This is a genomic window from Paenibacillus sp. AGC31 (genome assembly GCF_057334655.1).
Map to the genome: position 1 here is coordinate 152825 of NZ_JBHFJH010000005.1, position 19079 is coordinate 171903.

Here is a 19079-nt window from a genome sequence, read left to right on the forward strand (position 1 = left end):
TTCGAATTAAAAATTAATATTCTGTTGTTGGACTCATGGTTAACGAGATATCCAGGTTGCCGTTCCGTGTGCGGATCGCATCGAGGAATTCCTTTTGGCTAACACTTTCGTGAATGGTTACACTGTAGACCAGCTCATACAGACTGCCGAGTTCAGTGGTTCTGATTTTCTTCAGATCAAAAGGTACATTGAATGTATGGAACACTTCATTAAGTGCTTCTTCATAACTCAAGTTTTCGGGGATGGTGACTTTCAGCGTTTTCAGCTGACTTTTCTTGCCGCCGAAGTTGAAGCGACTCAGGACAAACATCAGTACACACAGGATAATGGTGAACAGAACCGCGTATCCAAAAGCGCCTACACCGCAAGCAAGACCGGAAGCCATCGTGAACAATACGTAAGCAATGTCCTTTGGATCACCAGGGGCACTTCGGAATCGGATGATCGAGAAGGCACCTGCCAGGCTGAAAGCTCGTGCGATGTTGCTGCCGATGAGTAGGATGATAATAGCGACAATGACGGGCAGGACAACCATCGTTAAGGTGAAGCTCTGGGAGTATGTGTTTTGGTTAGTCTTCATGTAGGTGAGGCTGATGACCAATCCCAGAATGATGGCAAGACCAATAGTAATGACTGCGTTGTTAAACGTCAGGTTGGTATCGGTTAGGGCTGAACTGAACAGTGAATCAAGCATATAGGACACGCTCTCTTTCTATAATCGTTTTATCTTGTTCTATGGATGGGTTGAAATCGGTACCTGGTACAAGAATGCGCTCTGTCTGGTAATTCAGGTTGGTTGTTCTCACCAGGTGTCTGTACTCGTTACCGTATTTGGAGAATCCGGTGCGGTATAGACCATGCTCACAGAGCAGTTGCGACAGCCACAGCGGAACGGTTTTCTCGGCTTTTACTTCCATCAGCCATCGACCGTCCTTCACCAGCGGTTCGCCGTAATCTCCCTGTTCCAGCTTCAGATCGTATCTACGACTGCGGATGTTGGTATCAAAGGTAATGCGGAGATCCCGGCTGTTCTTGTCAAAGAGTGCTTTGCGCTCATACGCCAGATACACTTTCGGTTCCAGATCGTATACCCGGAGGAAATATTTGATCTCTTCGACAACCTGTTTGTTCATGTAATCCGCGAGCTCCGGTGCCTGTCCCGAACGAACGAATTCGTAAGCTTCATCCAACTTCAAGGCTGTTCTGCGTTTGTTCACCAGGCCAAATACTTTCTTTTTGATCTCCAGATACACTTTGGCATTCTCTTCAGGTATTCCATAAGCCCGCAGTCTCAGCTTCTCCTTGTATTTTGGTTTGGAGAGACTGGCGCGGATCAGCGAATCCTGCGGAGTGTCGAAGTACAGGTTACTGATGGAGTAGTACTCATGTTTCTTGTTGTAGGCATCCAGCTCCATGTATTTCAGCAGGTCATTGTAGAAATGTGCGTACTGCTCATCCGTCAGAAGGTACTTGCTCTCATATCGGTTGAATACTTCAATAGCCATGTGGGACTCATTCCTTTCGTTGGTGGGTTGTATGTTTTGTTGCATCGTGTATTGCTTCCATGTCTGTATCTTAGAGCCCCAACCTTGAATGAATCTTAAATGGTTTTACATTGCGTTAACATTTTTTTACCTTCCTATAATAGTGCGCATGCACAAAATGAATTAAGATTGATTCAAGGTTTGATTGATAGAATAGGCGATATCATACAAGGGTTCATGAAGACGAATAATTCAAGCAGAGGAATGAATAGATGATGAGAATATTAATTGCGGAAGATGAGGTTCATTTGGCAGAGGCTGTGTCGCAGATTTTGAAAAAAAACAACTACTCCGTGGACATGGTCCACGACGGCAGGTCAGGACTCGATTATGCGCAGAGCGGCATCTACGACCTGTTACTACTCGACATCATGATGCCGGAGATGGACGGGATCACCGTCCTGAAGAAACTTCGCAGTGAAGGCATTCATACGCCTGTCATTCTGCTTACTGCCAAGGGTGAACTATCGGACAAAGTCACAGGGCTCGATTATGGTGCCGATGATTATATCGCCAAGCCTTTTGCCACAGAGGAATTGTTAGCCCGGATTCGTGCAGCTTTACGGCGGAAGGGTGAAGTGGTTCCCGAGGATGGGCTGAAGTTTGGCGACATTGAGCTGAATACAACCCAGTTGAAGCTGAGCGTACAGGGTAAAGAGATCAAGTTGAATCTGAAGGAGAATGAACTGCTGGAGCTGTTGATTGCCCGCAAACAGGCGATTACCTCCAAAGAGCAGATTATTGAGAAGTTATGGGGATTTGATTCGGAAGTGGAGTATAACAATGTGGAGGTTTATATATCGTTTTTGCGCAAAAAATTAACCTTCCTGAACTCTGCTGTTCGCATTAACACGATTCGGGGTGTGGGGTATGTGCTTGAGGTGACGTCCTGATGTTCAAGAAACTCCGAAATCGATTCCTGATCGTGAATCTGTTGTCCATATCTATTATGATGCTGGTGGCATTTGCGACGATCTATACAATTACGTATCAGAATGTGCAACGTGAGACAAATATGGAGTTGTACAAGGTGTCCGATTTCTATCACAGTCCTTATAATTCATCCAAGATGCCGCGCGGGGAAGGACAGGGTTCCGGTACAGATTCGTTTCCCTCCGATGCCATGGGTGGTGATAATGGAGGCCCGGGAGGTGATCCCAACTCACCTCCGGCACGTTCCGTTTCGTTCATGATCAAGACGGATGACCAGTGGAAGATTACGGATACGCATTCCCGCTTTGATATGGAAGATACGTTCTACACCGCGGCGTTGCAAAAGGTTGACCAAGATAAAGTTGGTGATTCGGGACGGCAGACTGGACAATTTGCGCTGGACGGAACGGATTGGGCCTATGTGGTTGATCCGAGCGGTGATGGGCATATGATTGTCTTTATTGATGTGACCGCACAACAAGGCATTCTGACGAACCTGATCTATACATTTGCTGTTGTCGGACTGGTCATGCTGATTGTGATCTACTTCCTGAGTCGTTATTTTGCGAATCGCTCCATTGCACCAGTCAGAGAAGCGTTTGAGAAGCAAAAACAATTCATCGGTGATGCTTCACATGAGCTGAAGACACCGCTGGCGATCATCAATACCAATGCCGACGTGTTGCTCGCGAATCAGGAGGATACCATAACAAACCAGGCGAAGTGGCTGCACTATATCAAGTCGGAAACCGAGCGCATGACCGGACTTACGAATGATCTGCTCTATCTGACACAGATGGACGACTCGCGTTCCACGATGATTCATGCGAAGTTTAATATGAGCGATGCGGTGGAAAGTATTATTTTGCCGATGGAGGCCGTTATTTTTGAGAAAAACATCTCCCTCGATTACAATATTGAGCCGAATCTTACGGTTCATGGGAACAGTGAGCAGATCAAACAGGTCATTCTGATCTTGCTCGATAATGCTGTGAAGTATTCCGGTCCAAAAGGCGCCGTAAACGTCACCCTCCAGAAACAGAATAATGATGTCCTGCTGACCGTGTCCAACACTGGGGAAGGCATTGCGCCGGAACATCTGGATCGGATCTTCGATCGATTCTATCGCACCGATTCGTCAAGAGCACGCAAACATGGTGGGCATGGTCTGGGCCTGGCGATTGCTCGTTCCATTGTGGATCAGCACAAAGGAGAGCTGTACGCTCGAAGTGTAGTCGGAGAGGGTGCTACATTTTACGTGCGGTTGTCGTAAGGGAGGTGTGATGAGCCAGCGTATGAAAAAATGCTACCTACGTTTCGGCTCCACACTAATCCTTCGTTCCCTCTCTATAATTGTTCTTCAGGCATAAGTTCTGCCTGTAATGGGTTAACCTATGCTACAATGGCAACAGTATGTATGAATCAAGGAGATGACTGAACGTGGCAGAAGCAAACGCAATTAATGAACAAGAAATGATGCAATATATTGCAGATAAAACGAAGGCAAGCCAGGCGAATATCGCCCTTGTGCTGAAGCATGAGCAAGCGTACATCAACAAGGCGCATGAGAATGCCAAAGGTAACGATGTGGATATTGACGGCGATGATCTGGCTGACTATATCCTTAGTCGTAAAGATGTGAAGCTGGATGAGTTGACCGTGGAAAGCATCCTGGATGCTGAGATGGACTACTTGATGGACAAGGGTCACGCGGGATACGTCGATTAAGTTAAGTGTGGGCAAAATCTAACGAATCTCACACGCGCTATTCGGGCATTTCTCGCTCGATTGGGAATGTAACGAATCTAAGACACGTTATTCTATGGATTTTAGGACTTTCCCATGCAGTTAAAGCATTTCTGCGGAATTAGCGTGTCTGAGATTCGTTAGTTCGGGAAATAAGCGCTTTTAGCTGATATATGGTGCCCTAGGTTCGTTAGAGTGATCACAAGGTGCAACGAGGCGTTAAATGGCGTTTCAAAAGACATTTTCACAGATGCAGCCTTCTGCATGGCAAGTGTTGTACTGTAAAAAAGACCTCAACTCCACAAAACTGTGGTGTTGAGGTCTTTTTTAGATTGTAGCGACCAGGCGTTCCTTCGGGAATACCTGTCGGTATAACTTTTCTAAGGATGGACTTGAAGTTCTATCGACCCAATCTCTATCAATCCTACCGTTTGCAGCTTCTTATTGACCCATCATGCCGCCATCTACAGTGTAGAGGGAAGCTGTTACATAGGATGCTTCTTCGGACAACAGGAAGTTCATTACTGCAGCGACTTCTTCCGGTTCACCGTAACGACCCATTGGAATGCTGGACACCGTTGCTGATTGATAGTCTTCCACGTTACCGGAATTTGCTTCGATCTGGCGCATCATACGTGTGTTGATTGTGCCTGGCAATACAGCGTTAACCCGGATATTATAAGGTGCCAATTCATTTGCAGCGGTACGCGTGAGACCAACTACGGCATGTTTGGACATAATATATGGAGACACAGCAGGTGCACCCATCAGACCCGCGAGGGAAGAGGTATTTAGAATCGCACCCGATTTTTGTTTTTTCATCACTGGAATGACATTTTGCAGACCCAGGAATACCCCACGAATGTTGACGTTATATACCATATCCAGTGCTTCAACACTCAGGTCTTCGATCAGTCCTGTTGGACCTTCAATACCGGCATTGTTGGCAAAATAATCGATTCGGCCAAATGCATCCAATGCTTTTTGCACATAGTTTTTCACGTCTGCTTCTTGGGATACGTTCGCTTTTACGGCGATGACGTGCTCTTTGTCGAGGTTCAGATCAGTAATCGTCTGTTGGATGGCTTCTTCATTCAGGTCCACCAGAACCAAGTTGATTTTGCGCTCAGCAAGGCGGCGTGCCAATTCTTTACCAATGCCCCCGGCTGCTCCTGTAATAACGGCTGTATGTGTATAAGATGTACTCATGATTATCCGCTCCTTATTCATTATTGGCAGGTATTTCTCAAAAAAAGTTTCAACCTGTCGTCTATCTTTCCTGTCTCAATGTTAAGATATACATAGCAATGTGACAATAATCATTGACAGCGCATATGTCAGCTATCGGACATAGATGTAAGCGGTGTTCATTTATATTACAATAATGAACAAAGGAGGCGAGAATGTTGATCATTGAACATCCTCAGGACCGGAGAGCACGAAGAACGCAGGATGCGATCATCGCTGCGGCGGTTTCTTTGATATTGGAGAAGGGAGCAGACGCTTTAACCATTCGGGACATTACAGAGCGGGCGGATTACAACCGAGGAACCTTCTATTTACATTTTCCCGGCAAACCGGAGTTGTTGCAGTTCATACTGGATGATTTCATGCAGGGAGTGGGGCGAGCTTATGCAGAACCATACGCACAGCTCAAAGAAGTGGACATGACTGCATTGCTGCCATCCACGATGCCTGTATTCGAATATATTGAAGCCCATCAGGATATCTTTCGTGCATTAATAACGATGCATTCAGATATGGGTTCCCGGCTGTGCAATATGTTTAGAACGTATCTAACCGAAGATTTTGTATTGGTGACCGAGGATAGTGAGTGGACGATTAATTACGACATCATGTTAAGTTATCTGGTATCTGCAACGGTAGGTGTGATCATGCATTGGGCAGAGATTGGATTCAAGTATTCTGCGCATTATATGGGGGAGCAGCTTACGGCACTGATTAACATCAAACCGACCCGTCTGCTGATTGAACCAGGGCAGAAGGGTCGGACTATTCATGAGCGTATGCTGTTGGATTGAGTCAGATTATCCGGTCATGGAGGCGTTCGCGGCCTGTTGCATCTGAAGCAGCTGTTCGCGGATCAGGACAGACTCTCCGACCATAATTAATGCGGGATTATTCACTTTATGCGACTTGGCGAGGGAGTGGAGTTCGGCAAGTGTGCCGGTAATAATGCGTTCCTCCGAAGTGGTTCCCCGTTCGATTAAAGCTGCGGGGGTGGTTCCACTTTTGCCATGGTGAAGCAATTCATGTTGGATTTGGGGCAGTTGGCTAATACCCATGTAGATGACCAATGTATCTACACTATGGGCGAGCAGGTCCCAGCGGACCGAAGATACACTTCCATCACTGCCGGTTCCCGTGACACATGCGAAGGATGAAGCAACCCCGCGATGAGTTAACGGAATAAGGGATGAAGAGGATGTACCTACAGCTGAAGTGATGCCGGGAATGATCTCAAATGCAATCCCTGCTTCCGCCAGCACAAGCGCTTCTTCACCACCACGGCCAAAGATAAACGGATCGCCACCCTTGAGTCGTACGACTTGTTTGCCTTCCGCTGCATGGGCAGCCAGCATCCGTCCAATCATCTCCTGACTCATGGAATGAAGGCCTGGGGCCTTGCCGCAGTAGATGCGGAGTGCTCCTTCATGAGCCTCAGCGAGCAATTGATCATTCACAAGCCGATCATACATAATGACATCTGCGGACTGAATACGTTTCAGGGCTTTTACCGTAATCAGATCCGGATCTCCAGGACCAGCGCCAACAATACTAACCAGGCCCCGGCTCATGATCGTGTCCCCAATTTCGGTGTAGCATCAGAACTTGCCAATCCTGAACGACCACCCTGAATGGTTGCCAGTTTCGTCGATATCTTCACCGGATTTCCCCAGTGGTGGGCGGCATACAGACCGAGTCCAGTAAATACGGCTCCGCCTATGAGATTGCCAACCAATACCGGGATCTGATTCCATAGCCACCAGTCAGCAATACTGACCTGTGCGCCGAGCATCATGCCTGCCGGAATGACGAACATATTTACCACAGCGTGCTCAAATCCCTGAGCGAAAAATATGGTAATGGGCAGCCACATCGCTACGATTTTGCCCAGTGTGGAAGTGGAAGTCATCGCCATCACTGCCCCGAGTGTGACCATCCAGTTACATAGAATGGCTTTGATGGTGACCAGAACAATGCCAGCCCCACCCAAGTGCTGATACCCCAGTGTCTTGCCTTCACTGGTCTGGATCAGCGTTTGAATTAGAGGGTTGCTCATATCCGTACCCATCTTGGTAATGGTCAGGCCGTATAAGAGAGCATAGAAAGCACATCCGATCAGATGACCGGTAATCACCCAAAAATAATTTCGGAGCATCTCCATCCATGTTACTCTACGTTTCATCACTGCGAGTGGAAGCAACGCAAAGTTTCCTGTCACCAATTCAAGACCCAGTAGAATAATAATGGCGAATCCAGCCGGGAATATCAGTGCACCTGCCAAACCAACGGAAGTTTGAGATACAGCGGTATATGCCAGTGTCGTTGCAAAGGCAAGGATAGCCCCCGCCAGAAAACCGCGGATCAGCATCTGTACCCGGTTCATTCTGGCCTTGCTCTCACCAGCTTCGACCATCGATTGCAGCACTTCTGCAGGTTTAACAAAATCCATAGCGCACGCCTCCTTGATGTCAGGGTATCTCTAGCATTTAGCCCGCAATCGTGATGTAAATTTCTCCGCTGTTGCCATCCACTTCTGTTTTGTAGGTATTCAAGCAGCCTTCATCCGGCTCATGTACCTTACCGTTACGCAGATCAATCTTCCAATCATGCAAAGGACAATGAACAGCTGTCCCGCACACCATGCCTTCCGACAGCTTGCCGCCCTTGTGAGGGCAGCGATTCTCGACGGCGTGCAGACTTCCGTCGCTCAGTTTGAAGACGGCAATTTCGGTGTCCTGTATCAGGAATGTCCGTGCTCCCTTTTCATCAATATCCGCAAGGTGTCCAATCCGGAATTTGTTCATCGCTGTTCCTCCTCTTCTAGTGGGTTACCGGCTCGGCACCGGACAGTGGGGTGAAGTTTTTACGCAATTTCTCATCTTCAATGATTTCCTTCCAAGGATCAACCGTGTGACCCAGTGTAACTTCCAGACGTTCAACCAGAGCGAGACGTACATCCCGATCCGCCAATGCTTCCTTCACATGATCCAGACCAACCCGTTCAATCCATGCCGCTGTTCTCTCATTCCATTTTGCGTTCTCTCTATAGTACTGCAGGTAAGAGTAAGTCCACTCTTCCACTTCCGCATCGGTCTTCACCGTACAGAGCAACTCGGCTGCACGAACCTTGACTCCCGCGTTACCGCCAACATGAATCTCCCAAGCGCCATCAATGGCGACAACACCCAGATCTTTGATGGTCGCTTCAGCACAGTTCCGCGGACATCCCGAGACAGCGAGTTTCACTTTGGCTGGAGCTACCATCTTGTCGAGTTTTTTCTCCAGACGAATACCCATCTCAATGGAATCCTGTGTGCCGAATCGGCAGAACGTATTACCTACACAAGTCTTCACCGTACGAAGCGCTTTGCCATAACCAAAGCCGGAAGGCATATCGAGTTCCTCCCAGATCTTCGGCAGGTTCTCCTTCTGTACACCGAGCAGATCGAGTCGTTGTCCACCCGTGAATTTCACCAAAGGCACATCGTATTTCTCTGCAACAGTTGCAATTTTGATCAATTCCGCTGGAGAAGTAACACCACCATAGATCCGTGGAATAACGGAGTAGGTACCGTCCTTCTGGATGTTGGCATGATAGCGTTCATTGGTGAATTTGGATACACGCTCGTCTGTGTATTCAGCCGGCCAGATCATACCGAGATAATAGTTGAGGGAAGGACGGCACTTGGAGCAACCTTCCGGTTCATTCCACCCGAGAACATTCATGACTTCCTTCACGCTTTTGAGTCCCATCTCCTTGATCTGAGCAACAATCTCATCCCGATCATAGGACGTACAGCCACAGATGCCTTCTTTGGTCTGTTCGCCTACATTATCACCTGCGTAATACGTGAGCAGATTTTCGATAATCGGTTTGCATCCACCGCAAGAAGCGGAAGCTTTGGTACAGGACTTGATTGCACCCAGTGTATTACAGCCTTTATTCAGAACCGCGTCCCCGATGGAAGCTTTGGTAACACCGTTACAACCACAGACGATCTCGTCATCCGGCATACTCGCCATGCGTTCTGCGACAGATGGGCCCGAGGCCGAACCACCGGAAGGTACACCGAGCAAAATTTCTTTCTCCCGACCACTGATGTTCTCACCACTCTTAATGAGGGAAAATAGAGAAGCGCCATCTGTGGTATCCCCGAACAATACAGCTCCGATCAGCTGTCCGTCTTTGATCACCATCTTTTTGTACACACCATCGACGTCATCTTGAATACGAATGCTGCGAGTGTCTGCAGCGTCTTTGAATTGTCCGGCAGAGAATACGTCAACACCTGATACTTTCAGCTTGGTAGAAGTGACTGAACCTTCGTATCCTTCGGTTGCCGCGCCAGCCAGGCGTTTTGCGAGCACCATACCTTGTTCATATAATGGAGCTACCAGTCCGTAGGCAATACCGCGATGTTCTGCACATTCGCCAACGGCAGAGATGCCAGGGATGCTGGTATGCATATAATCATCTACAATGACTCCGCGATTCACATCGAGGCCGGTATTGCGAGCCAGTTCAATCTGCGGACGAATCCCGACAGCCATGACAACCAGATCCGCTTCAAGCACCGTTTGATCGGTGAAACGAATGGCTTTTACTCGATGTTTCCCTGTGATTTCTTCGGTATGTTTGTTCAAAAGGAACTTCATGCCCTGATCTTCAAGCTCACGCTGGAGCATCAGGCCTGCCGGCAAATCCAGGTTCCGGTCCATCAGATGGCCGTTAATATGGATAACCGTGACGTCCATGCCCAGATTAAGCAGTCCCCGCGCTGCTTCCAGTCCAAGCAATCCGCCTCCAATGACGGCAGCTTTACGATACTTTTGTGATGCTGCCATCATGGTCTCGCAGTCTTTAATATCGCGGAATCCGATCACGCCTTCCTTATTAGCGCCGGGAAGTGGCAGGATGAATGCCTGTGAACCTGTTGCCATAATCAGCTCATCATAGGTTGCACGTACACCATTTTGAGATACAACTTCTTTGCGCTCGGCATTGATCTGAACGACTGGGTCACCGGGGTATACCCGAATGCCGTTATCTTCGTACCAGCTCCACTCGTTGATTACGATATCTTCGATCGTTGTTCCGCCTGCCAGTACAGAAGATAGCATGATACGGTTGTAGTTGGGATGCGGCTCTGCGCCGAAGACTGTAATTTCATAAGCATGCGGAGCAAGCTTAAGGATATGTTCAATTGTGCGGATTCCCGCCATGCCATTACCGACCAGCACCAGTTTTTTCGTTGTACTCATTATGATTAGCCCCCTTAGGTCCATTCTGCAAACTGCCTCAAAACCTTGTCTCTAAAATCGAAAAAGCCTGTTATGCCTCGGAGGACTGCGCATATACATACGCATCCCTTGCTCCGAGATTGCAAAACAGGCTTCATTGCCATTTCAACCAGCTACGCCGTTGTAACTGTGATCGATTCAAATATGGAGTTGTTATGGCTTAACTATAAAAGATCGATCTAACCATGTCAAGATAGTTAACATAAAAAAGTATTTGAAATTTAAAGTTAATTATGTTTACATGAGTTTATTGGAATATCAATGGGACGACGACGTTTTACAGATATACCTTCATAAGAATGAAGGATTTAGATAAAATTAGTATACCGGTTATGAATAAAACTGTAGAAAAGGTGCCATGGTCACTGTTTCACCCTTTTTTAGTGCAGGATGGCGAGGCATGAAGTGCTTATTAACATGTTGAATTCAGAACGTATAATCGTGACTATTTGGTTTTTGTCAGGTAACATGACACATTTATTGCTTTCATGTATTAACGCCTTAAATGTTATGGACTCTGACTATACGTAATAGGGAGGGATTGATCCATCATGCGATCTTTATTGGTCATCCGTGTACAACCAACGATAGCTGCCTCATCCGATGCAATCCCTCTGACACCGGAGAGGCTGCTGGGAGCAAACGGGTACCATGTACAAGTGGCAGGCAGTGAAACGGAGGTGCTGAAGCTAGCTCGTGAGGCGGAAGCATCCATTTTACACCTATCCCTGACTGATGTGGAATACTGGGGGAACTGCCTGGGAAAGGGGAAGTCGGATTCACCACTGCTTTGGTGGTGCGCGCCAGACACAGCCTCTTCCTCCGCAGAGTCCTGCGAGGTCGAAACCTCATTTGATGGAATACTTACGCCATCCATGACCGGGCCCGAGATTCACTGGACTCTTCACTTTGCAGCCCGACGTTACATGGAACGCAAACAGTGGGAGCAGGAACGGAAGCAATTGCAATCCAGGCTGGAAGATCGGAAGTGGATTGATATGGCGAAGGCTATCCTCAGTGATCTGAAGCAGATCTCGGAGGCCGAAGCCTATGACCTGTTACGCAAAAAAGCGATGGATGAACGCAAACGGATGGTCGATGTAGCTACAGCAATTGTGAAGGCCCATCAACTGCTCCAGTCTTAATTGGAAGGAGGATTCTCCATGGATATGTCTCAGATACTCCGAGAGGTCGGACGTGGGAAACGAGGCTCGCGTGATCTGAATTATACAGAAGCACTGACCGTTGCAGAGAAAATCCTGAAACAGGAGGTTTCCCCTGCCCAGACGGCTGCGTTTCTTATGGCTGAACGTATGAAAATGGAAAACGTCGAGGAGCTGGAAGCTTTTGTTCATGCTTGTCGTAACAGTGCGGAACGTTTCACCACATTTCAGGATGGATTGGACTGTGCAGGTCCTTATGATGGACGGACAAAGTCGTTCATGGCCACGTTTCCGGTTGCGTTTGTACTCGCGGCGGCCGGGTTGCCGGTGACTTTGCACGGAAGTGATCCTTTACCACCCAAGTGGGGCGTCACGTTGTCGGTACTGTTGAAGGAAGTGGGTATTGATACACACAAGATGGATCGGGAAGATGCCCGGAGCGCTGCATTGCGTTCGGGTGTCATGTACGTGTCCTCCGAGGATTGGTGCGCACCTCTTCGCAAGCTTCGTCCGTTACGGGAAGAGCTGGGTTTTCGAACGGTGTTTAACACAGCAGAGAAACTGATTGATTATAACCATTCACCGTATTTGGTGTTTGGTGTGTTTCATAATACCTTTCTGGATCGGATTGCGAAGTTGCTCACCCGGTTTAACTATCGTCGTGCTTATGTTGTACAGGGGATGGAAGGTTCTGAGGATCTGTATATTGATCGCCCAACCCGCGTATACGCCGTGGAAGACGGTGATATGAAGCTGGAATTGGTTGATCCAGCAGCCTATGAACTGGATATGCCCGTGCCGGAGCTCGTCTGGACGGCTGCAAAGCAACTTGAAGTGGCGGAAAGTGTGTTAAGCGGTGAGGGTCATATTGCTTTTGTGAATCAGGTCTTGTTAAATGGAGGTTTTCGCTTGTACGTGGCGGGGCGTGTCAATTCCATCGAAGAGGGCATATACACTTGTCAGGGATTGCTGGAGAGTGGTGCAGCGTATCGCATCTATCAGCAGTGGTGTGTCTCCATGGGTGGCGAACTGCCGGATAACAGAGCGGTGTCCATCTATCCGGCATCGTCCAGATAATGTAATGCTGGTATTCAATCTTGTTATTGTTTAGCTTGTTTTTATTCCCAAGGATAAGTAACGGTCAGGAAGTCAGCGAATTTCTTGCTCTCTTGCCGCCGTTGTTTCCGCATGGCCGCACGATCCGGAGCGGTCTCGTATAATTTCTTTTCTTCTTCCGTCTCCGGAATAATGCGAGGCACGATCAGTTTGCGATTATTTTCGTCCAAGGCCACAAAGGTCAGAAATGCAGTTGCTGCAATTTTCTTCTCTCCGGTTTTCAGATCCTCTCGAATCACTTTCACAAAAATCTCCATGGAACTGCGTCCTGTCCAGGACGCGAACGATTCAAGCGTAACCGAATCCGTTGGGTTAATCGGGTACAGGAAATCCACCGAGTCAGTTGAGGCCGTTACGGTATTGACCCGGCATAGCTTGGAAGCGGCGATAGATGCAATATCATCGATGTAGGACATCAGCTTGCCACCGAATAGCGTATTATGATTGTTGACATCGGTTGGGAACACCCGTGCCGTCTTGAAACAACGTGTTTCGCGTACAGATTTTTTCTCCACCTGATCCATCTCCGTGGGTTTCGGTATCTCTCTCATGCTTTTTCCTCCTGACAGTATTGCTACTGTGACATTTCTTTTCAGGTGCTGCAGGGTCTTTTTATAATCTATTATTCCCTAGTATAGGTGTCGGTTAGATACATATTCAGATGAAGTCAGACTGCAAAAAAAACCGCCAGGCGCGGACCGGCGCGCTGGCGGTTAACTGCTGTATATTAAGCCTTAGGCTTGAAAATGCCGGACGGTTTGCCGATCGGCAAGAACGCATAACCGAAGTGAGCGTTCAGTACCGAAGCACCTGTACCATACAGGGACACAATTCCGATCGCCAGTTCAGCGTATGCTGCAATGGTGTGGAAAATGTGAGGAGCTACGCCGAAAGCGTCAAAGGTCAAGCCAAGGAACAGGAAGTCGATCAGAATGAAGATGATAAGCAACACTTTATTCGCTTCAATAGCACCAATCGTCATGAACAGGGTGAATACGAGGTATCCGGCAAAAGCAAATCCGAGCTGCTTGCCATCGGCCTGTTCAGCAAGCGTGGAGCCAAATACGCCCATTTTGATCATCCAGTTGGCCGCCATGGCAAACCAGAAGAATGCGTACGCGCCAAAAGCCGTTGTGCCAAAGGTATTGTTACGTTTGGAATCTTGAATACATGCGAATAGCTGGGCAAAGGCACCCAGGAAGATCGCCCAAGGAATAGCGTAGCTAAGTCCATCCGTAATGCCAAGCTTTTGGGAAGAAGCGACCAGGGTTACGATAGCCAACCCAAATAATCCCATTGCGCTGGGATCGGCGTTAACAATTTTGACTTTAGTCTGTGAATCGGTCTGCATGGTGATGATTAAGCCTCCAATAATATCAAATCAGGATCAATGGCCGTCGTTGGCCGTCCTCTAAATTACATCATTTGTATCCGCCGGGTCCGGACACACACATCGCCCTATTGTACCTGAATGACCCCATTATGGAAAGGGATTTTATTACCTTTTGAACCAATGTACTTTCTGTTTTTTCAATATACACATTTACGACACAATCCGTTCTGGCGGTGAACGATGAGGCCAGACGCTAGAATCTAACCCACGATAATACCACTAAAATTGCGTCATATCAGCCATTTTCGGATCAGCTCTTGTGTGATAAAATAATCTTTATCAAAATTTGGAGAAGAATACAAAACATCCTTGTCTCCTATGCCATATGTTAATCCAACTATAGATTGACAGGAAAAACTAAAATGGTTCACAGAATAAGGAGGTATCAGGGGTCATGGTTATGAGTTTGGATTTGAAAAATAAAATAGAGAAGGCCAGACATAACCTTCATATGCTGGTAGAGCATAACAAGGGTGGTCTTGGGCATCCCGATGTGATTCGGCAGTCTATGGCATTGGACGAATTGATTAATGAGTATAACCGAATTAGTCGAAACCATTCACGGGCCTGAACCCAAAGCGATTTTGATTTTATACACGGAACAAATCATATAGATTGTAACGCTTGATCGTACAGACGGGCATGAATATAGCCGGTATGGACAGCCTCAGTTGATGAGGCGGTATCCTACCGGCGTAATATTCATGCCCGTTTGTTTTGGCATTGTATCCATCATGCATCTGTTTAATGCAGCAATCGTTTGGCTTCCAAATATAGGACCTGCACGAACTTTTTTGTATTAATGCGTGTCTGGGACAAGGAAGGCTCCACATTGTTTTGCAGCTCCAGCATTTTCTTACGAATTTCGGTGAAATCGAAAAATTTGGATGCATAGTTCTCGAATTTGGGATGTGTATAATCGGTTAATCCCAGAGAAACCACATGGCTCAGAGTCTGGAAGATGGCTCTGCGAACACGTTGTTCCGATGCCTTGATCTCCTTGTTCACCTCTGCGAGAGAGGCGTCTTCTCCCAGTTTACGTATCGCTACATTCTGGAAGATGTCTTTGAGGGATGGGAACGTATAGGGGGACAGCTTATGCTCATCTGTCTCAACCTGCTCCAGATATTCCAGCATGTCCAGCAGATCCCTGCTGCCTGCTTCGCCGATCATGCCCATCTCGGACAGCAGGAAATGTCCTGCAGTCGTAATTGTTTTGTCCGGAACAGGAGCCGCAGCACGTTCGATAGAATTCAAACCGGACAATCCCTGCAATGTCCGCTGAATATCAGCGATGGATTGCTGCATCCGAAGCCTTTCGTTCACCAGCCGCAGAACAGATAGAATCTCTAACCGGTTAATCGGCTTCGTAATATAATATTCAATGCCTAGTGAATAGGCTTCTCCGATCATATTTTTCGACTCGATCTGGGAGATCATGACGATCTTGCCCTCGAACCTTCCTTCAAGCGCCCGCACAGTCTGGACCCCGTCTCGTTGTGGCATCAGCAGATCAATCAGCAGGATATCCACCTTATGCAGTTCCAACACTTCCGCGTGAATATGTGCTCCGTCCTCAGCTTCCCCGGCAATATCGCCAAGGCCTTCATCCTCAATAATATCCATCAACATGGAACGAACGCCAGGATCATCATCCACGATAAAATAACGCATGTCAGTCATTCCCTTTCTCTGCGAATGGTGTGATTGATAAATCTATGGTAAAGGGGGTTAACTCCGCCATGAACTCTCGTTCCAGTGTAATCGTTCCTTTCCTTCTTGCATAGAACCTGATATGTCAGGTTAAATGACAATGATTGGGCGATAAAGCCCATTTTTAAAATAAATGTAGGAATTGCATGTAGGTATTTGTCGATTTCCGTAGATGCCCTTGTAGTATAAGTAACATCCTGAAGTCTGGGGCTAGTGTTGTGCAGAATGGTACAAACTTTTCACGTGACCATCTCTGTGTTTGAAATACACCATAAAAGGGGCATACCGATGGAGCAAACAATACAAGATATTGTCGTCATTTTCAATGATTTTCTATGGTCCAAAGTGTTAATTATACTATTGGTAGTATGTGGTATATACTTCACCACCAAGACTCGATTCATGCAATTCCGCATGATTGGAGACATGGTGAAGGTGCTTCTAGAGCCGAAAAGCAAGGTACCAGGCAAAATTTCACCTTTTCAGGCGTTCTGTATTAGTATGGCGGCCCGTGTAGGTACGGGGAATATTACCGGTATTGCACTGGCGATCGCACTGGGTGGACCTGGGGCTATATTCTGGATGTGGATCATTGCAATTATCGGGTCAGCCTCCAGTTTTGTGGAGAGTACGTTGGCTCAGATCTATAAAGTGAAGGATAAGGGCGGATTCCGCGGGGGTCCGGCATATTATATGGAACGTGGGTTGGGCAAACGCTGGATGGGGATTTTATTTGCCATTCTCATCACACTTTCATTCGGTTTGGTTTTCAATGCGGTGCAGTCTAACACGATTACCGTTGCATTTGAGAACTCATTTGGCACGGATCGGTTAACGGTGGGTATCATTATGGCTGTGATATTTGCAGGAATTATCATGGGCGGTGTCAAGCGGATTGCAAAAGCATCGGAATACATCGTTGTTGTACTGGCCGTATTGTACATTGGGGTAGCGACTTTTGTGGTGCTGGCGAACATTACCCAGCTTCCGGCCATGATTGCCTTGATCGTCAAAAATGCCTTCGGCATCGAACAAGTGGCTGGAGGAACGTTAGGTGCTGCACTGATGAACGGTGTGAAACGCGGATTGTTCTCCAATGAGGCGGGCATGGGTAGCGCCCCGAATGCTGCTGCAACGGCGGATGCAACACATCCGGTGAAACAGGGACTTATTCAGGCGTTTGGCGTGCTGACAGATACGTTAGTGATATGTACAAGCACAGCCATGATTATTTTGCTATCCGGGGTATACAAAGGTTCCAATCTGGGTGGCATTGAGTTAACTCAGGCTGCATTAAGTGTACATATTGGTCCATGGGCATCAGGATTCCTGGCGGTTATGGTGTTCCTGTTTGCTTTCAGTACACTAATCGGAAATTATTACTATGGAGAAACCAACATTGAGTTTATCAAATCCAACAAAGTTTGGCTGTGGGTATACCGCATTTGCGTTATCGCGATGGTGGTGTTTGGTGCGGTAGCGAAAGTGCAGCTGGTATGGGATTTGGCTGATCTGTTCATGGGGCTCATGGTGGTGGTGAACCTGATTGCAATTCTGATGCTGTCCAAGGTGACTTTTGAAGCGTTGAAGGACTACAAGAAACAAAAGGCTGAAGGACGTGATCCCGTCTTTACGCGGGACCGCATTCATATTCCGGGTGAAGTGGAATGCTGGCAGTCGGAAGAAGAAGTTATAGGAGATAAATCAAAACATGTAGCCAATTAAGATTTTATCTGAACGTAGTTGGTTATATAAAATGGGCACAACAAACAACAGGACTTGGATTATCCATCATGGGCAACCCGAGTCCTGTTTGTTGCATTACTTTTTAACCGAATAGCTGATCAGTTGTTCGGACAGAACTTTCATTCGCTCCCCTGTTTCATTAAGCTGCTCAATCACATCCGTAAAGGAGGATACAAGCGTTGCTTGTTCCTGTGAAGAGGCTGCAATCTGGGAGACTTCAACTTCCATCTGTTTGATGACCTGTTGTACATCTCTCAGACTGGTATCGATATCACTTGTAGCTTGTTTGGCATCCACAGAGAGTTTGCGTACTTCGGAAGCAACCACACCGAAACCAGCACCAGCTTCGCCAACGCGAGCGGCTTCGATAGCGGCATTCAGGCCAAGCAAGTTGGTTTGCTCAGAGATTTCACGAATGAACCCGGCTACTTTGTTGATTTGGGAAGAGTTCTGAACAGCAAGTCTTGTGTTCTGCAAGATCTGCTCACTGGTTGCTTGCAATTCTTCGGCATGAGCAGCAACATGCTGCACCATATCAACGAGGTTACCATTGATGGTTTGATTTTCTTGTATAATATTCTCAAGTTGGTTCTGGTTAGATTGGTCGTAAGATACACAGAAAACAGCAACAACTTTCTGGTGATCATCAAAGATCGGAATGTTCAAAATATCCAGTTCGATACCATAAACGTCCTTGGAGAGAGTAGCGAGCGTAGCTTCTCTTCCGTTTTTTAAGATGGAAAAGTTTTGATACGATTCCAAGAGTGGCATTCCTTTTTCAAAACCAAGGTCAAACTTGTCAGTGGTAATAACCTCTAACACCTTTTCGTGATCATATACAGTTAAACTAGCTGGTTCTCTAAGGATCAGACTGATATAAGGCATTACTTTAAGCAGGGCATCTACAACGTTCATGGAAGAGGACCATCCTTTCAATATTTGAATGTATTATTTTTAACGATCTCTATGGAATGCTCTATCTTTCATCGGACGGTAATGGCCTTTCGTGAACGGCATTTTGCATGAAAGAATGAACATTTTATGATTAAATTTTAAAATATTTCCCAGTTGAAATGATTTACTGGATATAAGTGTTAGCTGTAACTATTTTTATATCAAGATATTTGTACGAATGTATATCAGTTATGGGACATATGTCCTTTTGCATGCGTTATA

19 protein-coding genes are annotated in these 19079 nt (G+C 47.0%); 8 read left to right on the plus strand and 11 right to left on the minus strand.

Features of this window, described 5'->3' with window-relative positions; genetic code table 11:
• Nucleotides 1-13 precede the first annotated feature (13 nt).
• Nucleotides 14-694 carry a DUF4956 domain-containing protein gene (locus ACE04G_RS04445; RefSeq protein ID WP_221819971.1) on the minus strand — a complete coding sequence of 227 codons (681 nt, stop codon included), beginning with the start codon at nucleotides 692-694 and terminating at the stop codon, nucleotides 14-16.
• On the minus strand, nucleotides 687-1505 hold the full coding sequence (locus tag ACE04G_RS04450) for a polyphosphate polymerase domain-containing protein (protein WP_221819970.1): 819 nt from the start codon (nucleotides 1503-1505) through the stop codon (nucleotides 687-689). Before ACE04G_RS04450 ends, ACE04G_RS04445 begins: the two co-directional genes overlap by 8 nt.
• A gap of 254 nt (nucleotides 1506-1759) precedes the next feature.
• Between ACE04G_RS04450 and ACE04G_RS04455 the strand changes: the two genes are divergently transcribed.
• The 3 genes from ACE04G_RS04455 to ACE04G_RS04465 all read left to right on the plus strand — a co-directional run bounded on the left by ACE04G_RS04455 (nucleotide 1760) and on the right by ACE04G_RS04465 (nucleotide 4205).
• Nucleotides 1760-2437 (plus strand): response regulator transcription factor, encoded by a 678-nt coding sequence (locus ACE04G_RS04455; protein WP_047841085.1) that lies wholly within the window; start codon nucleotides 1760-1762, stop codon nucleotides 2435-2437.
• Nucleotides 2437-3750: a sensor histidine kinase gene (locus ACE04G_RS04460; RefSeq protein WP_449003663.1), complete on the plus strand. Its 1314-nt coding sequence runs from the start codon at nucleotides 2437-2439 to the stop codon at nucleotides 3748-3750. Before ACE04G_RS04455 ends, ACE04G_RS04460 begins: the two co-directional genes overlap by 1 nt.
• Nucleotides 3751-3950: 200 nt before the next feature.
• Nucleotides 3951-4205 carry a hypothetical protein gene (locus ACE04G_RS04465; protein WP_124116914.1) on the plus strand — a complete coding sequence of 85 codons (255 nt, stop codon included), beginning with the start codon at nucleotides 3951-3953 and terminating at the stop codon, nucleotides 4203-4205.
• A gap of 459 nt (nucleotides 4206-4664) precedes the next feature.
• Here ACE04G_RS04465 and ACE04G_RS04470 read toward each other — a convergent pair whose 3' ends face one another.
• Nucleotides 4665-5432, minus strand: a complete 768-nt coding sequence (locus tag ACE04G_RS04470; protein ID WP_145324813.1) for an SDR family NAD(P)-dependent oxidoreductase — start codon at nucleotides 5430-5432, stop codon at nucleotides 4665-4667.
• A gap of 194 nt (nucleotides 5433-5626) precedes the next feature.
• Here ACE04G_RS04470 and ACE04G_RS04475 point away from each other — a divergent pair, with 194 nt between their 5' ends.
• The gene (locus tag ACE04G_RS04475; RefSeq protein ID WP_336763007.1) at nucleotides 5627-6265 is read left to right on the plus strand and encodes a TetR/AcrR family transcriptional regulator; all 639 of its coding nucleotides are present in this window, start codon (nucleotides 5627-5629) and stop codon (nucleotides 6263-6265) included.
• Nucleotides 6266-6271: 6 nt separating this feature from the next.
• On the opposite strand, the gene cobA is transcribed toward ACE04G_RS04475, so the two are convergent.
• From cobA to nirB, 4 genes are read right to left on the minus strand one after another with little or no spacing between them, the layout of a single operon-like run.
• The gene (gene cobA, locus ACE04G_RS04480) at nucleotides 6272-7042 is read right to left on the minus strand and encodes a uroporphyrinogen-III C-methyltransferase (RefSeq protein WP_449003664.1); all 771 of its coding nucleotides are present in this window, start codon (nucleotides 7040-7042) and stop codon (nucleotides 6272-6274) included.
• The gene (locus ACE04G_RS04485) at nucleotides 7039-7920 is read right to left on the minus strand and encodes a formate/nitrite transporter family protein (protein ID WP_449003665.1); all 882 of its coding nucleotides are present in this window, start codon (nucleotides 7918-7920) and stop codon (nucleotides 7039-7041) included. The genes cobA and ACE04G_RS04485 overlap by 4 nt, the downstream gene beginning before the upstream one ends.
• Before the next feature lie 37 nt (nucleotides 7921-7957).
• Nucleotides 7958-8275, minus strand: a complete 318-nt coding sequence (gene nirD / locus ACE04G_RS04490) for a nitrite reductase small subunit NirD (RefSeq protein WP_074092734.1) — start codon at nucleotides 8273-8275, stop codon at nucleotides 7958-7960.
• A gap of 16 nt (nucleotides 8276-8291) precedes the next feature.
• Nucleotides 8292-10733, minus strand: a complete 2442-nt coding sequence (nirB, locus tag ACE04G_RS04495; RefSeq protein WP_449003666.1) for a nitrite reductase large subunit NirB — start codon at nucleotides 10731-10733, stop codon at nucleotides 8292-8294.
• Between the two features lie 590 nt (nucleotides 10734-11323).
• On the opposite strand from nirB, the gene ACE04G_RS04500 reads away from it, so the two are divergent.
• Together ACE04G_RS04500 and ACE04G_RS04505 are read left to right on the plus strand one after the other, a co-directional pair.
• Complete coding sequence (locus tag ACE04G_RS04500; protein ID WP_339180530.1) at nucleotides 11324-11917, plus strand: ANTAR domain-containing response regulator; 594 nt, start codon at nucleotides 11324-11326, stop codon at nucleotides 11915-11917.
• 18 nt (nucleotides 11918-11935) lie between these two features.
• Nucleotides 11936-13012, plus strand: a complete 1077-nt coding sequence (locus ACE04G_RS04505; RefSeq protein ID WP_449003667.1) for an anthranilate phosphoribosyltransferase — start codon at nucleotides 11936-11938, stop codon at nucleotides 13010-13012.
• A gap of 41 nt (nucleotides 13013-13053) precedes the next feature.
• Here ACE04G_RS04505 and ACE04G_RS04510 read toward each other — a convergent pair whose 3' ends face one another.
• Both ACE04G_RS04510 and ACE04G_RS04515 read right to left on the minus strand, forming a co-directional pair.
• The gene (locus tag ACE04G_RS04510) at nucleotides 13054-13566 is read right to left on the minus strand and encodes an acyl-CoA thioesterase (protein WP_449003711.1); all 513 of its coding nucleotides are present in this window, start codon (nucleotides 13564-13566) and stop codon (nucleotides 13054-13056) included.
• Between the two features lie 212 nt (nucleotides 13567-13778).
• Entirely contained in the window at nucleotides 13779-14402 is a 624-nt protein-coding gene (locus tag ACE04G_RS04515) for an acetate uptake transporter (RefSeq protein WP_221819949.1), read from the minus strand.
• A gap of 436 nt (nucleotides 14403-14838) precedes the next feature.
• On the opposite strand from ACE04G_RS04515, the gene ACE04G_RS04520 reads away from it, so the two are divergent.
• Complete coding sequence (locus ACE04G_RS04520; protein ID WP_017691636.1) at nucleotides 14839-15015, plus strand: aspartyl-phosphate phosphatase Spo0E family protein; 177 nt, start codon at nucleotides 14839-14841, stop codon at nucleotides 15013-15015.
• 173 nt (nucleotides 15016-15188) lie between these two features.
• Here ACE04G_RS04520 and ACE04G_RS04525 read toward each other — a convergent pair whose 3' ends face one another.
• The gene (locus ACE04G_RS04525; protein ID WP_449003668.1) at nucleotides 15189-16118 is read right to left on the minus strand and encodes a response regulator; all 930 of its coding nucleotides are present in this window, start codon (nucleotides 16116-16118) and stop codon (nucleotides 15189-15191) included.
• A gap of 327 nt (nucleotides 16119-16445) precedes the next feature.
• On the opposite strand from ACE04G_RS04525, the gene ACE04G_RS04530 reads away from it, so the two are divergent.
• A complete protein-coding gene (locus ACE04G_RS04530; protein WP_221819944.1) occupies nucleotides 16446-17882 on the plus strand; it encodes an alanine/glycine:cation symporter family protein in 1437 nt (478 codons plus the stop codon).
• A gap of 96 nt (nucleotides 17883-17978) precedes the next feature.
• Here the strand turns inward: ACE04G_RS04530 and ACE04G_RS04535 are convergent, their stop codons facing one another.
• Entirely contained in the window at nucleotides 17979-18818 is an 840-nt protein-coding gene (locus tag ACE04G_RS04535; RefSeq protein WP_449003669.1) for a methyl-accepting chemotaxis protein, read from the minus strand.
• Nucleotides 18819-19079: the final 261 nt, after the last annotated feature.

Coding starts and splice junctions, on each gene's coding strand:
- ACE04G_RS04445 (WP_221819971.1), bottom strand. CDS start 694: ATGCTTGATTCACTGTTCAGTTCAGCCCTAACCGATACCAACCTGACG.
- ACE04G_RS04450 (WP_221819970.1), bottom strand. CDS start 1,505: ATGGCTATTGAAGTATTCAACCGATATGAGAGCAAGTACCTTCTGACG.
- ACE04G_RS04455 (WP_047841085.1), top strand. CDS start 1,760: ATGAGAATATTAATTGCGGAAGATGAGGTTCATTTGGCAGAGGCTGTG.
- ACE04G_RS04460 (WP_449003663.1), top strand. CDS start 2,437: ATGTTCAAGAAACTCCGAAATCGATTCCTGATCGTGAATCTGTTGTCC.
- ACE04G_RS04465 (WP_124116914.1), top strand. CDS start 3,951: ATGATGCAATATATTGCAGATAAAACGAAGGCAAGCCAGGCGAATATC.
- ACE04G_RS04470 (WP_145324813.1), bottom strand. CDS start 5,432: ATGAGTACATCTTATACACATACAGCCGTTATTACAGGAGCAGCCGGG.
- ACE04G_RS04475 (WP_336763007.1), top strand. CDS start 5,627: ATGTTGATCATTGAACATCCTCAGGACCGGAGAGCACGAAGAACGCAG.
- cobA (WP_449003664.1), bottom strand. CDS start 7,042: ATGAGCCGGGGCCTGGTTAGTATTGTTGGCGCTGGTCCTGGAGATCCG.
- ACE04G_RS04485 (WP_449003665.1), bottom strand. CDS start 7,920: ATGGATTTTGTTAAACCTGCAGAAGTGCTGCAATCGATGGTCGAAGCT.
- nirD (WP_074092734.1), bottom strand. CDS start 8,275: ATGAACAAATTCCGGATTGGACACCTTGCGGATATTGATGAAAAGGGA.
- nirB (WP_449003666.1), bottom strand. CDS start 10,733: ATGAGTACAACGAAAAAACTGGTGCTGGTCGGTAATGGCATGGCGGGA.
- ACE04G_RS04500 (WP_339180530.1), top strand. CDS start 11,324: ATGCGATCTTTATTGGTCATCCGTGTACAACCAACGATAGCTGCCTCA.
- ACE04G_RS04505 (WP_449003667.1), top strand. CDS start 11,936: ATGGATATGTCTCAGATACTCCGAGAGGTCGGACGTGGGAAACGAGGC.
- ACE04G_RS04515 (WP_221819949.1), bottom strand. CDS start 14,402: ATGCAGACCGATTCACAGACTAAAGTCAAAATTGTTAACGCCGATCCC.
- ACE04G_RS04520 (WP_017691636.1), top strand. CDS start 14,839: ATGGTTATGAGTTTGGATTTGAAAAATAAAATAGAGAAGGCCAGACAT.
- ACE04G_RS04525 (WP_449003668.1), bottom strand. CDS start 16,118: ATGCGTTATTTTATCGTGGATGATGATCCTGGCGTTCGTTCCATGTTG.
- ACE04G_RS04530 (WP_221819944.1), top strand. CDS start 16,446: ATGGAGCAAACAATACAAGATATTGTCGTCATTTTCAATGATTTTCTA.
- ACE04G_RS04535 (WP_449003669.1), bottom strand. CDS start 18,818: ATGAACGTTGTAGATGCCCTGCTTAAAGTAATGCCTTATATCAGTCTG.